At 56.7% G+C, this 15,106-nt stretch carries 13 protein-coding genes; 9 read left to right on the top strand and 4 right to left on the bottom strand.

The genetic code is table 11. From position 1 onward, the window contains the following. Nucleotides 1-31: 31 nt before the first annotated feature. A complete protein-coding gene (locus tag N7578_RS01610; protein WP_311108572.1) occupies nucleotides 32-1,879 on the top strand; it encodes a M3 family oligoendopeptidase in 1,848 nt (615 codons plus the stop codon). Between the two features lie 100 nt (nucleotides 1,880-1,979). Then, complete coding sequence (locus N7578_RS01615) at nucleotides 1,980-2,615, top strand: aminotransferase class IV family protein (RefSeq protein ID WP_311108573.1); 636 nt, start codon at nucleotides 1,980-1,982, stop codon at nucleotides 2,613-2,615. 15 nt (nucleotides 2,616-2,630) lie between these two features. Here the strand turns inward: N7578_RS01615 and N7578_RS01620 are convergent, their stop codons facing one another. Next, nucleotides 2,631-3,539: a diguanylate cyclase domain-containing protein gene (locus N7578_RS01620; protein ID WP_311108574.1), complete on the bottom strand. Its 909-nt coding sequence runs from the start codon at nucleotides 3,537-3,539 to the stop codon at nucleotides 2,631-2,633. A 241-nt stretch (nucleotides 3,540-3,780) separates the two neighbouring features. Here N7578_RS01620 and N7578_RS01625 point away from each other — a divergent pair, with 241 nt between their 5' ends. The 6 genes from N7578_RS01625 (at nucleotide 3,781) to N7578_RS01650 (ending at nucleotide 10,740) form a co-directional block, all read left to right on the top strand. After that, nucleotides 3,781-5,226, top strand: coding sequence for a homospermidine synthase (locus N7578_RS01625; RefSeq protein WP_311108575.1), 1,446 nt, complete (start codon nucleotides 3,781-3,783; stop codon nucleotides 5,224-5,226). A 146-nt stretch (nucleotides 5,227-5,372) separates the two neighbouring features. Then, nucleotides 5,373-5,747, top strand: coding sequence for an outer membrane lipoprotein Omp10 (omp10, locus tag N7578_RS01630; protein WP_311108576.1), 375 nt, complete (start codon nucleotides 5,373-5,375; stop codon nucleotides 5,745-5,747). A 202-nt stretch (nucleotides 5,748-5,949) separates the two neighbouring features. Further along, complete coding sequence (locus N7578_RS01635; RefSeq protein WP_311108577.1) at nucleotides 5,950-7,863, top strand: 5'-nucleotidase C-terminal domain-containing protein; 1,914 nt, start codon at nucleotides 5,950-5,952, stop codon at nucleotides 7,861-7,863. Nucleotides 7,864-8,120: 257 nt separating this feature from the next. Beyond that, entirely contained in the window at nucleotides 8,121-9,155 is a 1,035-nt protein-coding gene (gene hemH / locus N7578_RS01640; RefSeq protein ID WP_311108578.1) for a ferrochelatase, read from the top strand. Nucleotides 9,156-9,215: 60 nt separating this feature from the next. Continuing rightward, a complete protein-coding gene (locus tag N7578_RS01645; protein WP_311108579.1) occupies nucleotides 9,216-10,274 on the top strand; it encodes an SPFH domain-containing protein in 1,059 nt (352 codons plus the stop codon). Nucleotide 10,275: 1 nt separating this feature from the next. Continuing rightward, nucleotides 10,276-10,740 carry an NfeD family protein gene (locus N7578_RS01650; protein WP_311108580.1) on the top strand — a complete coding sequence of 155 codons (465 nt, stop codon included), beginning with the start codon at nucleotides 10,276-10,278 and terminating at the stop codon, nucleotides 10,738-10,740. Here N7578_RS01650 and N7578_RS01655 read toward each other — a convergent pair whose 3' ends face one another. After that, complete coding sequence (locus N7578_RS01655; protein ID WP_311108581.1) at nucleotides 10,741-11,736, bottom strand: KpsF/GutQ family sugar-phosphate isomerase; 996 nt, start codon at nucleotides 11,734-11,736, stop codon at nucleotides 10,741-10,743. Nucleotides 11,737-11,827: 91 nt separating this feature from the next. Continuing rightward, nucleotides 11,828-12,193, bottom strand: a complete 366-nt coding sequence (locus tag N7578_RS01660; RefSeq protein ID WP_311108582.1) for a PAS domain-containing protein — start codon at nucleotides 12,191-12,193, stop codon at nucleotides 11,828-11,830. A gap of 406 nt (nucleotides 12,194-12,599) precedes the next feature. On the opposite strand from N7578_RS01660, the gene N7578_RS01665 reads away from it, so the two are divergent. Beyond that, nucleotides 12,600-14,072: an outer membrane beta-barrel protein gene (locus N7578_RS01665; protein ID WP_311108583.1), complete on the top strand. Its 1,473-nt coding sequence runs from the start codon at nucleotides 12,600-12,602 to the stop codon at nucleotides 14,070-14,072. An 84-nt stretch (nucleotides 14,073-14,156) separates the two neighbouring features. Here N7578_RS01665 and galU read toward each other — a convergent pair whose 3' ends face one another. After that, a complete protein-coding gene (gene galU / locus N7578_RS01670; protein WP_311108584.1) occupies nucleotides 14,157-15,044 on the bottom strand; it encodes a UTP--glucose-1-phosphate uridylyltransferase GalU in 888 nt (295 codons plus the stop codon). Between the last annotated feature and the right edge of the window lie 62 nt (nucleotides 15,045-15,106).

Below are 15,106 nucleotides of genomic sequence, written 5' to 3' on the forward strand. Positions count from 1 at the left end.
CTTTGCAGGCATGACAGGAAGGAAATAACCAATGACCCTCGACCGCTCGATCCGCCAACCCGTTTTTTCCATTGCGGAAAACGCCAATCCAGCGCTTGGAGATCTGCCGGGCTGGAAGCTGTCCGATCTTTATCCCTCCGCGGATTCGGCGGAATACAAGGGCGCCCTCGAAAAGGCGGAGGCTCTGGCAAAGACCTTCGAGAGCAAGTGGAAAGGTAAACTTGAGGCCGCAGCCAAGGTATCCGGCAATGACGGCATAGGTGCTGCACTCAAGGAATATGAAGCTCTCGACGATCTGCTCGGTCGCATCGGTTCCTTTGCGGGCCTTACCTATTTTTCCGACACATCCAATCCGGCCAACGGCAAGCTCTATGGCGATGCGCAGGCAAAGCTGACGGACATTTCCTCCCATCTCCTGTTCTTCACGCTGGAACTCAATCGTATCGATGATGCCGTGATGGACGCCTGCATGGCGAACGATCCGCTGGCTGGACATTACCGGCCCTGGCTGGTCGACCTCAGAAAAGACAAACCGCACCAGCTCGACGATCAGCTGGAGCAGCTCTTCCTTGAAAAGTCGATGACGAGTGCCGCCGCCTTCAATCGCCTCTTCGATGAGACGATGGCGGATCTTCGTTTCGACATTGACGGCGCGAGCCTGCCGCTCGAAGCGACGCTCAACATGCTGCAGGATCCTGAAACGGAAACCCGCAAGAAAGCGGCGGACGCGCTGAGCGCTACGTTCAAGGAAAATCTGCGCGTCTTCACGCTCATCACCAATACGCTTGCCAAGGACAAGGACATTTCCGACCGCTGGCGCAAGTTCGAAGACATTGCCGACAGCCGCCATCTGGCGAACCGTGTCGAACGCGAGGTGGTCGACGCACTCGCAGCCGCAGTCAAGCAAGCCTATCCGCGTCTCTCCCACCGGTATTATGCGCTGAAAGCCAAATGGCTAGGCATGGAACAGATGGAGTTCTGGGATCGCAACGCGCCGCTTCCCGATACGTCCAACACGATCATCCCATGGGACGAGGCGAAGGAGACGGTTCTTTCGGCCTATGGCGCCTTCGCGCCTGAAATGGCCGATATCGCCCGCCGCTTCTTCGATGAGCAGTGGATCGATGCCCCCGCTCGTCCCGGCAAGGCGCCCGGAGCTTTCGCGCATCCGACGGTGCCGTCGGCGCATCCTTATGTTCTCGTCAATTATCTCGGCAAACCGCGTGACGTCATGACGCTTGCCCACGAACTCGGCCACGGCGTCCATCAGGTACTGGCGGGCGGCCAAGGCGCGTTGATGTGCTCGACGCCGCTCACGCTTGCCGAAACCGCCTCGGTGTTCGGCGAAATGCTGACATTCCGCAAACTGCTGGATGACACGAAGGATCGGAGGGAGCGCAAGGCGATGCTCGCCCGCAAGGTGGAGGACATGATCAACACGGTCGTGCGCCAGATCGCCTTCTACGAATTCGAGCGCAAGGTCCACACCGCCCGCAAACAGGGTGAGCTGACTTCAGAACAGATCGGCGAATTGTGGCTTTCCGTTCAGGCCGAAAGCCTTGGTCCTGCCATCCGGATTTCGGAAGGTTACGAAAGCTGGTGGACCTACATCCCGCACTTCATCCATTCGCCGTTCTACGTTTATGCCTACGCCTTCGGCGATTGCCTGGTAAACTCGCTCTATGCAGTCTACCAGAAGGCGGAAACCGGATTTCAGGCTAAATATTTCGAGCTGCTGAAAGCGGGCGGCACCAAACATCATTCGGAACTTCTGAAGCCTTTCGGCCTTGATGCCACTGATCCTTCCTTCTGGGACAAGGGGCTTTCGATGATCGAAGGATTGATCGACGAGCTGGAATCGCTGGACAAGCAGGACTGACGACACAATCTCAAACCGGCAAAGCAATCCCATTTCGGACAAGCTTTGCCGGTTCAAATGAGGGCAACGAATCCCGCCCTGAACGCCGGACCCAAGACGGATGAAGCGCAAACCTGCTGATCTGACCCTGAGAGAAACGATCCGATGGGAGCCGCAGAGCGGCTTTCAGCGGATCGACCAACATATGCGCCGTCTTCTGCGTTCGGCCGATGCACTCGGTTTCCGCCCTCCGGCCAACGCCCTCAAGGCACTCGAGAAGGAAGTCAGCGGTGAAACGCCACTCTGCGTCACGGTGGTCATGAACTACAAGGGCGAACTCGACATCGCGACAAGCCCTTTCGAACCTCTGCCAGCCGAAAACGTCTGGCGGGTGAGGATTGCGGAAAAAACGCGGCTGGACTCGTCCGATACCTTCTACCGTCACAAATCATCCCGCCGTGAACCCTATGATGCCGCACGGGCTGAATTTTCCGAAAAGGACGTCGACGAAGTTCTAATTCTCAATGAGCGCGGGGAACTCTGCGAAGGATCCATGACGAGCCTTTTCGTGGAAATGCCGGACGGACAATTGCTGACCCCGCCGCTCGACAGCGGCATCCTGCCGGGCGTTCTGCGCGCCGATCTGATCCGTGAACGGAAAGCGCGTGGCCAGGTTCTCAAGACCGGAGACCTTGCAGGCAAACGGCTCTTCGTTGGCAATTCGCTGCACGGCCTCATCGCGGCGGAACTCGTCTAATTCGTCACCCTGGGCCTAGGCCGGAATGGATAGAAGCCTGTTGCGGCCTCGTTGTTTTGCCTCATAGAGCGCGCGGTCAGCCCGCATGAAGACGTCATCGGCACTGTCTCCGGCCCTTGCAACTGTCAGGCCAGCGGAACAACTGTAGGAAAACTCCTGAAGATTGACGAACGGGCGTGAGTCACGCACCCGCTCAAGCAACCTTTCAACGATGGCGTTGCCCTCGACGATGGAGCAGCGCGGCATGACGAGCATGAATTCTTCGCCGCCGATCCTGCCGAAGCAGTCCACCCTGCGAACGACCGAATGGGCTGTGCGCACAAAATCGCGAAGAACTGCGTCACCGGCCTGATGCCCGAAGCGGTCATTGATCTGCTTGAAGAAATCGATATCCATCGTGCACAGACAAAAAGACCCTTCGAGACCAGCCCTGAAACGGTCCATCTGCAACGACAGCTTGGAGAATACGAAGCGCCGGTTGGCCGTGCCGGTCAACTCGTCGGTCTGGGAGGCGCGAACGGCAAGGTCGCGGTCCTGCCGCAACGTTCTATATCCCTGGCGCAGTTCCGTCACATCGCTTGCAACACACAGCATCCAGCCATCGGTCTGCACAGTTTCCGTCATCCAGAACCAGCGCCCGTCGTAAAGGTCCATTTCGAACGCGCGGTATGGCAGCTTGCCACGTCGCGATTGCGCCGACAGCAGCCAACCTTCGAAATCGGCACTCTTGATCACGACACCGGTGCCCATGCGGTGGTTCAGCCGCATGATTTCCGCCCATGTGGGGAAATCGTCGTCGTTCAGCTGAAAAGTGTCGCGGAATGCGCGGTTGCCATGCCTCAATCGATCTTCGGCATCAAACAATGCAATAAAAACAGGGGTAGAATCCTGAAGCGCGGCAACACGCTCGATCAGACTATCCAATGGGCACATCTCCCATGATGAGGTACGCAAGGACACTCCCCGATCTGCCCGCCCCCTACCAAAGACATCTCATGTTCGTATCCGGTCTCGGATTATAAACGTACCGGTTAAATTGCGAAGGGCCAGAATGGCTATTCAACCACAAAACATCCATCGTCACATCACCGTCATGGCTGTCCCCTTTATTGACGCGGAATTGTATGATTTAGCTTAGCCATTGGCTGAAAAGGAAAAATGACGAATGACGGATCCGATCCATCCGAACTACGGCAATATCAGCGGTCCCATCATCATGATCGGTTTCGGATCCATCGGACGTGGCACTCTCCCGCTGATCGAACGTCACTTCAATTTTGACAGGACGCGGCTCGTCGTGATCGACCCTCGCGAGGATATCTCAAGCTTTCTCGCCCAAAAAGGCATTCGCCATATCCGCACCCATCTGACGAAAAAGAACTACAAGGACATCCTTCTGCCGCTTATGAAGGATGTCGAAGGTCAGGGCTTTTGCGTCAACCTGTCTGTCGATGCTTCATCGGTCGATCTGATGACGATCTGCCGCAAACACGGTATGCTCTATATCGACACCGTCGTGGAGCCATGGCCGGGCTTTTACTTCGACAAGAATGCCGACAACGCATCCCGCACCAACTACTCGCTTCGCGAGACGATGCTCAAGGAGAAAACGGCGAAACCAGGTGGAACCACCGCCGTTTCCACCTGCGGCGCCAATCCCGGCATGGTGTCGTGGTTCGTGAAGCAGGCCCTCATCAACCTTGCGACCGATAGCGGACTGGATTTCGAAGAACCGCAAGCCCACGACCGCGAGGCCTGGGCAAAACTCATGAAGCGTCTTGGCGTCAAGGGCGTGCACGTGGCCGAGCGCGACACGCAGCGGGCAAAAGAGCCGAAGCCCTTCGGTGCATTCTGGAATACATGGTCCGTTGAAGGCTTTGTGTCAGAAGGACTGCAGCCCGCCGAACTCGGTTGGGGAACACACGAAAAATGGATGCCGAAGAACGCAAAAAAGCACAAGAAAGGCACCAAGGCCGCAATCTACCTCGATCAGCCGGGAGCAGCCACGCGGGTCCGGACCTGGTGTCCGACACTCGGGCCGCAGTACGGCTTTCTTGTAACACATAACGAGGCGATCTCGATTTCCGACTATTTTACCGTTCGCAACGACCATGGCGACGTGGTGTTCCGGCCGACCTGCCATTACGCGTACCACCCCTGCAATGATGCGGTTCTTTCACTGCACGAAATGTTCGGCAATGGCAGCAAGCCGCAGCCGGTACAGCACGTGCTGGGCGAAAGTGAACTGGTCGACGGAGCAGACGAACTCGGCGTCCTGCTTTTCGGCCATGACAAGAATGCCTACTGGTATGGATCAAGACTGTCCCTGCAGGAGGCGCGGTCGCTAGCGCCCTATCAGAACGCCACGGGCTTGCAGGTCAGTTCCGCGGTACTGGCCGGAATGGTCTGGGCGCTGGAAAATCCGGCTGCGGGTATCGTCGAGGCCGATGAAATGGACTATCGACGCTGCCTTGAGATCCAGCGTCCCTATCTGGGGCCGGTCGAAGGGCACTATACGAACTGGACGCCGCTCGATGGTCGCCCGGGTCTGTTCCCGGACAGTCTCGACATGTCCGACCCATGGCAATTCAAGAACATTCTTGTGCGCTGAATAAAAAATGCCTCATGGTCGTGCCACCCGGTTTTGAAATTCGTCAGTGGAACCTGTGCGATACATGCGCGTTGCCTTGAAATAACAAAAACTTCACGGCATGGTCTGACAGGATCGGCTTTATCGAATCGCAGGAGAACAGGCCCATGAACTTCAAGACGACCGCTGCTTTGCTTTGCGCCGCAATCGCGGTGTCGTCGTGCGTGGCGCCCGGCCCTGTCTCGCAGTCACCCTCGATCCCATCGATTTCCCGTGGCCCGGCGGTGGATGGTCGCTGGATCGACCGTAACGGCATCGTCTCGACGTTCCAGAACGGCTCTTTCTCCACCCGTTCCAGCGACACCAATACGCTTCTTGCCTCCGGCACCTATGTAACGATTTCACCGACCCTCTATGAAATCAACATGACGTCGCTGGTGCGCAATACGCAGTCACGTGTGAATTGCGCGTTGATATCGCCTTCACAATTGAACTGCACGACCGACACGAACAGCCAGTTCACGTTGACGCGTCAGGGCTGATAGCGCCTTATTTTCAATATGTTGAACCTTACAGGACATATGCATCATGCATATGTCCTGTTTTATTGCGCACCTGTCACAATTTCTCTTGCCCAGCCCGCCAGCAGATGAAAACATCATGCTTTGAACCGCTGACATATTTCCGCAGTACACAAAAAGAAGCTGGCAGAATGATTGCCACTTCAAACAGGAGAGAGGGACCATGAAAAGAATTTTGAGACTAGGCCTGCTGACTGCTTCGGCCATCACGCTGACGACCGGAGCAGCATTTGCCGACTACCAACTCAACATTCTGCATATCAACGACCTGCACTCGCGTATCGAGGCCATCAACAAATTCGATTCGACCTGCTCTCCGGCGGAAACTGAAAAGAACGAATGCTTCGGCGGTATCGCCCGCGTAAAGTCCGCCATCGACACCCGGCGAAGTGAATTGGGCAACGGCGCGAACCTCTTGGTTCTGGACGCCGGCGACCAGTTCCAGGGTTCGCTGTTCTATACCCAATACAAGAGCGGCCCCATCGCGGAATTCATGAACGGCATCGGCTTCGATGCCATGGCCATCGGTAACCACGAATTCGACGATGGACCGGAAGAACTGCTCAAGTTCATCGACGCCCTGAAATTCCCGATCATTTCCGGCAACACCAAGGCCGCGGCGGACTCGATCGTAGCCAACAAGTACAAAGGTTACATCGTCAAGGAAATGAACGGTCAGAAGGTGGCAGTCGTTTCCGTTCTCGCAACCGATACGAACGAAACCTCCTCCCCCGGCGACAAGATCAGCTTTGAAGATGAGGTTACTTATCTCCAGGGTGCCGTGAAGGAAATTCAGGATCAGGGCATCAACAAGATCGTGCTTCTGTCCCACGTCGGTTACGTCCGCGACCAGGAAATCGCCAAGGCAGTCGACGGCATCGACGTCATCGTCGGTGGCCATAGCCACACGCTGCTTTCCAGCACGGATACCAAGGCTGCAGGCCCTTATCCGACGCTCGTAAAGAACCCGTCTGGCGTAGATGTTCCGATCGTCACGGCCTATGCCTATTCCAAGTATCTCGGCGATCTGACTGTGACCTTCGATGACAATGGCGTCGTCAAAACGGTCGAAGGCGCACCGAAACTTCTGGACGCTTCCGTGAAGCCCGATGAAGGTTTCACCAGCCGCGTTGCCGAACTGGCCGGTCCGCTTGAGGAAATGAAGAAAAAGGAAATCGGTACGTCCGAGGCGGCCATTGACGGCTCCCGCGAAGTTTGCCGCGCCAAGGAATGCACCATGGGCAACCTCGTTTCCGATGCCCTGCTGGATCGTGTCAAGGATCAAGGCATAACCATTGCCATCCAGAACGGCGGCGGTCTGCGTGCCTCCATCGATACAGGCACCGTTACGATGGGCGAGGTCCTGACGGTTTTGCCGTTCCAGAACTCGATCGCCACATTCCAGCTCAAGGGCTCGGACTTGGTTGCCGCTCTTGAGAACGGCGCAAGCCAGATCGAAGAAGGCGCTGGACGCTTTGCTCAGGTTGCCGGCCTGAAATATTCCTTCGACCGGTCGAAGCCTGCCGGGAGCCGCGTTGTTTCCGTCGAGGTAAAGGAGGGCGAAGGGTTCGTGCCGCTTGACCCGAACAAGACTTATGGCGTGGTGTCCAACAATTACATGCGTTCCGGTGGCGACGGCTACAAAATCTTCGCAACCAAGGCCATCAACGCCTATGACTTCGGCCCCAGCCTCGAAGACGCCGTGGCAACCTATATCAGCGCAAACAGCCCATACAAGCCTTACACCGACGGTCGCATCACCGACGTGACGCCGGCCGACTACGTGGCACCTCCGAAAGAAACAGCGCAGGCACCTGCCGCTCCGGCGCCAGCAGCACCCGCTGCTTCCGCTCCGGCAGCAACCGCGCCTGCAGCAACCGCTCCTGCGACGACAACTCCGGCAGCGGCGGCTCCCGCGACCACGAACTACGTGGTGGCCAAGGGTGACTCGCTCTGGAAGATCGCCGCAGAAAAATACGGCGACGGCGCACTGTGGACGAAGATTGCCGATGCAAACGCCCTGAAGCACCCGAACCACATCGAAATCGGTGATGAGCTGGAAATTCCGGCCAACTGAGACACCGATGTAACGCGGCAGGGCAATTTGTCGCAGAGACGAAAGCCAGTCCCGAAAGGGGCTGGCTTTTCACTTTCACAAATAAAAACAAAATATTAAACAACAAATCTGCGGAAAACGCAGTGTATCACGCAGGCGTGCACCTGAAATCACAGCCTCGGATGGTTCAATCCTGAAAAATTTAGTCTAGAACACAATGAACCGTTTGACGGCGAAAAAACGTATGGCCATGCAATTCGAGTTTCAGGGTATCCTTCATGGTGGCAAACACATCCGCACTTCCCGAAAATCATCCCTCTGTCTCATATGGCAAGGTGGGTGTTCTCCTCGTCAATCTGGGAACACCTGACGGTACCGATTACAAATCGATGCGCCGTTATCTGGCGGAGTTTCTGAGCGACAAGCGGGTGATCGAGTGGTCCCGGCTTTACTGGTACCCGATCCTCTACGGCATCGTGCTCAACAAGCGCCCGCAGAAAGTTGGCAAAGCCTATGAGGAAATCTGGAATCACGAGCTGGATGAAAGCTATCTGCGAACCTATACGCGCAACCAGTCAGATCGTATGGTGGAGCTTCTCAAAGACCTGCCGAATGTCGTCGTGGACTGGGCGATGCGCTATGGTCAGCCGTCCATTGCCTCGAAGATCGATGCCCTGAAAGAGAGAGGCTGTGAAAAGATCCTGCTTTTCCCGCTCTATCCGCAGTATGCCGCGTCAACCACTGCAACCGTCAACGACAAGGCTTTCGAACATCTGATGAAGCTGCGCTGGCAGCCAGCCATACGCACCGTACCGCCCTACCACGACAACCCGGTTTACATCGACGCGCTCGCAACCTCCGTGAAAAAACATCTGGCGACGCTGGACTGGGAGCCGGAAATGCTCATCACGTCGTTTCACGGTATTCCACAGTCCTATTTCCGGAAGGGCGACCCTTATTATTGCCACTGTCAGAAAACCGCCCGTCTGCTGCGTGAGGCGCTGGGACTGACGGAAAAGAACTTCATGATAACCTTCCAGTCCCGTTTCGGACCGGAAGAGTGGCTTCAGCCCTATACCGACAAAACCGTCGAGAAACTGGCTTCGGAAGGCGTCAAGCGCATCGCCGTCATGAACCCCGGCTTCGTATCGGATTGTCTCGAGACGCTGGAGGAGATCGCCGGTGAAGCGGGCGAGATTTTCCTGCACAATGGCGGCGAGAAATTCACCCATGTTCCATGTCTCAACGACAGCGCGGAAGGCATGAACGTTCTCGAGGCAGTTGTACGCCGGGAGTTGCAAGGCTGGATATAATCCTGCCATAACCGCTCAAGGGTGCGAACTTCTGGTTCAACAGATTGCGGAGGAAAAGCGATGATTGCATTGGGCGGCTTCGATATCGTCGTGCTGGCGGCGGTAGTGCTGGTCATTCTGGTGCTGTTTGCCGGCATCAAGACCGTCCCGCAAGGCTATCGCTATACGGTGGAACGCTTCGGCCGCTATACGAGAACGCTGGAGCCCGGCCTCAACCTGATCGTGCCGTTCTTCGAGCGCATCGGCGCACGCATGAACGTGATGGAGCAGGTTCTCGACATTCCGACACAGGAAGTCATCACCCGCGACAATGCCAGCATCTCGGCTGACGCCATCGCTTTCTATCAGGTTCTGAATGCTGCCCAAGCCGCCTATCAGATTGCAAATCTGGAAATCGCCATCCAGAACCTGACCATGACCAACATCCGCTCGGTGATGGGATCGATGGACCTCGACGAGTTGCTGTCGAACCGCGACACCATCAATGAACGGCTGCTGCGCGTCGTTGACGAAGCTGTCGGGCCATGGGGCATCAAGGTCACACGCGTCGAGATCAAGGACATAGCGCCGCCCAAGGATCTTGTGGATGCCATGGCGCGACAGATGAAGGCCGAGCGCGAAAAGCGCGCCCAGGTTCTGGAAGCGGAAGGCTCGCGTAACGCCCAGATCCTGCGCGCGGAAGGCGCCAAGCAGTCGGCGATCCTGGAGGCCGAAGGCCAGCGCGAAGCCGCGTTCCGTGATGCAGAGGCCCGCGAACGTCTTGCCGAAGCGGAAGCCAAGGCAACCCGCATGGTTTCCGAAGCCATCGCCGCTGGCGACATCCACGCCATCAACTACTTCATTGCGCAGAAATACACCGAAGCGCTCTCCGATATCGGAACAGCCAAGAATTCGAAAATCGTGCTGATGCCGATGGAGGCATCCTCATTGATCGGCACTCTCGGCGGTATCGGTGCGATTGCGAAAGAAGTGTTCGGCGACAGGGGCGATACCGCAGCCCCCCCGGCACCCGCTGCACCCTCATCTTCCCGCTCGGTACCGCCAAGCGGCAGGCCCACAGGCCAGCCCGTCAATATCCCTGCGCCGGGCAATCCGTTCGGCTCCACTACGGGGAAGTGATATGCTTCAACGGCTTGCCGCAGAACTCGGGCCCTGGAGCTGGTGGATCGTCGCATTCATCCTGCTCGCCGCGGAGCTCATTGCACCAGGCGTTTTCCTGATCTGGATCGGGCTCGCGGCACTGGTCATTGGCGTGCTGTCGCTGTTTTTATGGGAGGCTGCGTTCTGGGCGTGGCAATTGCAGCTCGTCCTGTTTGCCGTCCTGTCCGTCGCCTTCGCACTGCTGGGCAGACGATATTTCGGCAAGAACCGCGACGCCAGTGACGAGCCTTTCCTCAATCAGCGTGAAGCGAGCCTGGTGGGCCGCACCGCGACGCTGCAGGAACCCATTTTAGAGGGTCGGGGCCGTATCCGGCTCGACGACACCTGGTGGACGGTGGAAGGTAAGGACATGCCAGCAGGCACCCGCGTTAGAATTGCCTCAGCCCGTGGGCGAACGCTGACCGTCGAGGCGGTAAACGCGTAGTCAGGCGACGCCGATCCTCAGCAGATCATGGAAATGCACCAGCCCTATCGGGCGGTTTTCGTCATCGACCACGATAAGGGCGCCGATGTGAAACTTTTCTAGAGTCGCCAAGGCGCTCGTCGCCAGCACAGACTTTTTGACCGTTTTCGGTGAACGGGTCATGATATCATCAACACTGAGTTCGGCGAGATTGCGCGAAAGGTTGCGTGCCATATCGCCTTCCGTAACGATGCCGCACAAACGGCCCTCCTCGTCCAGAACCGCAACGCAGCCGAAATGCTTGCGTGACAACACGCTCACAGCATCTGGCATAGGAGTACCTTTGTCGACCAGCGGAAGACGATCTCCGGTGTGCATGATGTCGCCGACAAGCGTCAGGCTGGCGCCAAGCTTTCCACCTGGATGGAACACCTTGAAATCGCCTGCGGTAAAGCTGCGGGCCTCCAGTAGCGCAACGGCCAGCGCATCGCCAAGTGCAAGCTGCATCAGTGTCGATGTGGTGGGTGCCAGCCCAAGAGGGCACGCTTCCTGCTCATTGGGCACAAGCAACACGACATCCGACGCCTTCGCCAGCGAAGAATTCTCCGCGCAGGTCAATGCGATCAGCGGAATGGAAAAGCGCCGCGTGTAATTGATGATGCTGCGCAGTTCCGCGCTTTCACCACCCTTGGATATCGCCAGCACGACATCATTGCCGCCGATCATTCCAAGATCGCCATGGTTGGCTTCAGCCGCATGGACGAAAAAGGCCGGTGTTCCCGTGGATGCAAAAGTTGCCGCGAGTTTCGCACCGATATGGCCGCTCTTGCCAACGCCGGTGATGATAAGACGTCCTTCGGACTCGCCGATGATCTCAATCACCTTGCAAAACGGTTCCGCCAGTCCATCCGTCAGGGCGCGCTCAAGGGCAGCAAGGCCCTCACGCTCCATGGAAAGCGTCCGCAGCGCGGATTCGATGGCGTTGTCTTCGACCAGTTTCACGGCTCTCGTAATCATGGCCGACTGTTACTCTTTCCCCTCCGAGAAGTCTACTCCACGGAAAGGAAACACCCCGCTGAGGCGCGATACAAATATCACTGACTGTCAATCAGTGACGCAGCACCGGTGGGGAAATCTCTTCCATCGTGCCCAGCCGCTTGAAGGGAACATTCTCTTCATCTACGAGATACCGGCCAACAGTCCGCACCCTTGAGAGCGATCCATTCTCGCGCCGCACTCCATATTCCTGCAAGTAGAAGCTCCCCGTCTTCAATGTCGTCAATGCAGCTTCGATAACGCGATTTCGGTCGGCCAGGTCAATTTTCTCAAGAATATTGAAAATGCTGATACCTTTTTTCGCCTGCTCCAGCGACACCCCGAATATGTGTGCGCAGACGTCATCCATGTAGAATTTATCATTTGTGATATCCCAGCAATAAAAGCCGATCCGGTTCATATTCGACGTGGCGTCCATAAAAGCACTATCACTTAGAAGAAAACAAATGCGGTTTAAATTTTTCCAGACAAAATCATAGCGAGGTTTCCGGCACAGGAGCGGTTCTCAGACGCGTGCCTATACACACAAGAATCGTATGTGCTCGCATTCTGGAAGCAACTTTTGTCTGTCGCAAACTACTGTCATCGCCCTTAGATGGAATGAACAGATTATTCCAGCCGATAATCCGTCATAAGAGTTCCGGGAACATATTTATCAACTGTTAACCATAAAAACCCTATTGTTAAAGCGATGTTAAAACATGCGTCGCGCGGTCGGGTTGTACCGTCCCACTCTGGTTTCCGATCCGCGGATGATCGACAACACAAGAGGGATGAAAAACCTGAGCATGCGGTGCGCTCACAACTCGCCGGGTGAAGAAAGCATGGTCTTGGAAGGCACCGCAACACGTCCACTGACGTCGCGGAAAGCAGCAGCAATGCTGCTCGCCTGCACCGTTGTTTTTTCGAACGGTAATGCGCTGGCGCAGAATAAGATTACACCGGCCCCAGCGATCGACCCGCAAAACGAGACGCAAGCTCCTGGCGGCGCAACCACCGGCACACCAACGGGCGCGGCGCGCGTAGCAACGCCTGCGCAACTCTGGCGGCCATCGAACAACCCCGGCGACCCGATCTACGAGCAGCAGGACGACTCGGAACGTCCCTATACCGAAGCAGAAAACCCCTATGAGCCCACGGTGGATGGCGGCGAGAATCCGCCACCGACCGGAGAACCGGGACTGACACCGGGTATAAGGCTGGGTACGTTTGTCCTGCGACCGTCGCTCAGCCAGACAATCAACACAGAGAAGCAAAGCAATACGGGTGGCCCTTCCCGCCGTCACTATCTGACCACAGGCATTCGCGGTACGCTGACCAGCGATTGGTCGCGCCATGCCCTGACGGTGACGGGAGACGGTGCGTGGGAGAAGAATTTCGGAAGCAAGGACGGCGAAGAGCCACGCGCAAGGATCGATGCCGATCTACGTCTGGACCTCGGTCGCGATACCACCGCCAATCTGAAGACAGGATACGAATTCGACCGTGAAGATACCACCGATCCGAACGCACTGACCGGTGCATCCGTGCAGGGTGGCGAACATCAGTTCACGGCTGGCGCCTCCATAGAACGCGATTTTGGAAAACTGCGTGGCCTGTCAGCGCTCGATCTTTCCAGAACCGTCTACACGGACGCGAAAGGGCTGAACGGCGCAGCGATCAGTCTTAGCGACCGGGATCGGAACGCGGTAAATCTGCGCGGTCGCGTCGGTTACGAACTGTCGCCCGCGCTGATTCCGTTCCTCGAGTTGAACGCTGGTGCAACAAAGTATGATCGGGATCGGGATAATTCCGGCTTTGCCCGTTCCTCCCATTCCTATGGAGCAAAAATCGGCGCCGAGGTAGACCTCGGCGAAAAGACCCGGGGCGAAGCGGCCATTGGCTACCTGCGCAAGCAATATGACGACGAGCGGCTGGCATCGATCGGTGCGCTGACCCTCGACGGCGACCTGAACTGGTCGCCACAACGTGGCACGAACGTCAATCTGGGCCTCCGGACAACGATCGAAGACTTCGCTGGCGGCCCGCAAGGCGGCTGGATTTCCTATCAGCTCAATACCGGACTGACCCACGAATTGCGCAACAATCTCGTTGCACGCCTGACGGGACAGATCGTGCGGCGGACGTTCCCCTCTTCTTCCGACATGGAAAATGTGATGGAATACACTGCAGGTGCTGGACTGACATGGGGCATCAACCGTTACCTCGACCTTACCGCGGACGTCAGTTATCAGTGGACACCGGTTTACGACAGCAGCGAGCTTCGTGTCGGTGCAGGGCTTGTCCTGAAACGCTGAAGCCGACGCACCCACGGCACAAGAGAACCGCTGAAACAAAAATCCCGGCACAAGGCCGGGATTTTCATATCGCGTTTAGACTGATTACTTCAGGCCGCCGATCAGCGTCTTGATCGGCTCTTCGATCGAAGCGCGGATATCGCTGCGTTCCAGAGCAAATGCGACGTTCGCGAGAATGAACCCATCCTTGGCGCCGCAATCGAACGTCTGGCCACGGAAGTGGTAGCCCGCGAACTCCTGCGAATTCGCCAGGGTCAGCATGCCATCCGTCAACTGGATTTCATTGCCTGCACCGCGCTCCTGATTTTCAAGAATATCGAAGATCTCCGGCTGCAGAATGTAACGGCCGTTGATGTAGAAATTCGACGGCGCCGTACCCTTGGCCGGCTTCTCGACCATCTCAGTGATCTTGAACCCTTCGCCGACCGCATCACCGACACCGACGATACCGTATTTGTGCGTCTGGTCCGGATCGCACTCCTGAACGGCGATCACGTTGCCGCCGGTGTGGTCATAAAGTTCGACCATGCCCTTCAGGCAGCTCTTCTGCGAATGCATGATCATGTCAGGCAACAGAACCGCAAAAGGCTCGTCGCCAACGATATCGCGTGCGCACCAGACCGCATGACCAAGACCGAGCGGCACCTGCTGGCGCGTAAAGCTTGCCGTACCTGCCTTGGGCAGCAAACCGGCGAGCAATGTCAGCTCGGCATTCTTGTTGCGCTCGCGCAGCATCTGTTCGAGTTCAAATTGAATATCGAAATAATCTTCGATCACTGCCTTACCGCGACCAGTGACAAAGACGAAATGCTCGATGCCCGCTTCCGCCGCTTCATCAACGACGTACTGGATGACTGGCTTGTCCACAACCGTGAGCATTTCTTTCGGAACCGCCTTTGTAGCGGGCAGGAAACGTGTGCCGAGGCCTGCGACCGGAAATACGGCTTTCCGAATTTTCTTCTTTTCTACCACATATCCCTCCTGAGAGATAAAAACTGGATCCCATTCCCTCACGCAGTTGTTATTTCAAAAAC

It is taken from the genome of Agrobacterium tumefaciens (assembly GCF_031801495.1).
Lineage (GTDB): Bacteria > Pseudomonadota > Alphaproteobacteria > Rhizobiales > Rhizobiaceae > Agrobacterium > Agrobacterium tumefaciens_K.

Coding starts and splice junctions, on each gene's coding strand:
- N7578_RS01610 (WP_311108572.1), top strand. CDS start 32: ATGACCCTCGACCGCTCGATCCGCCAACCCGTTTTTTCCATTGCGGAA.
- N7578_RS01615 (WP_311108573.1), top strand. CDS start 1,980: ATGAAGCGCAAACCTGCTGATCTGACCCTGAGAGAAACGATCCGATGG.
- N7578_RS01625 (WP_311108575.1), top strand. CDS start 3,781: ATGACGGATCCGATCCATCCGAACTACGGCAATATCAGCGGTCCCATC.
- omp10 (WP_311108576.1), top strand. CDS start 5,373: ATGAACTTCAAGACGACCGCTGCTTTGCTTTGCGCCGCAATCGCGGTG.
- N7578_RS01635 (WP_311108577.1), top strand. CDS start 5,950: ATGAAAAGAATTTTGAGACTAGGCCTGCTGACTGCTTCGGCCATCACG.
- hemH (WP_311108578.1), top strand. CDS start 8,121: ATGGTGGCAAACACATCCGCACTTCCCGAAAATCATCCCTCTGTCTCA.
- N7578_RS01645 (WP_311108579.1), top strand. CDS start 9,216: ATGATTGCATTGGGCGGCTTCGATATCGTCGTGCTGGCGGCGGTAGTG.
- N7578_RS01650 (WP_311108580.1), top strand. CDS start 10,276: ATGCTTCAACGGCTTGCCGCAGAACTCGGGCCCTGGAGCTGGTGGATC.
- N7578_RS01655 (WP_311108581.1), bottom strand. CDS start 11,736: ATGATTACGAGAGCCGTGAAACTGGTCGAAGACAACGCCATCGAATCC.
- N7578_RS01660 (WP_311108582.1), bottom strand. CDS start 12,193: ATGGACGCCACGTCGAATATGAACCGGATCGGCTTTTATTGCTGGGAT.
- N7578_RS01665 (WP_311108583.1), top strand. CDS start 12,600: ATGGTCTTGGAAGGCACCGCAACACGTCCACTGACGTCGCGGAAAGCA.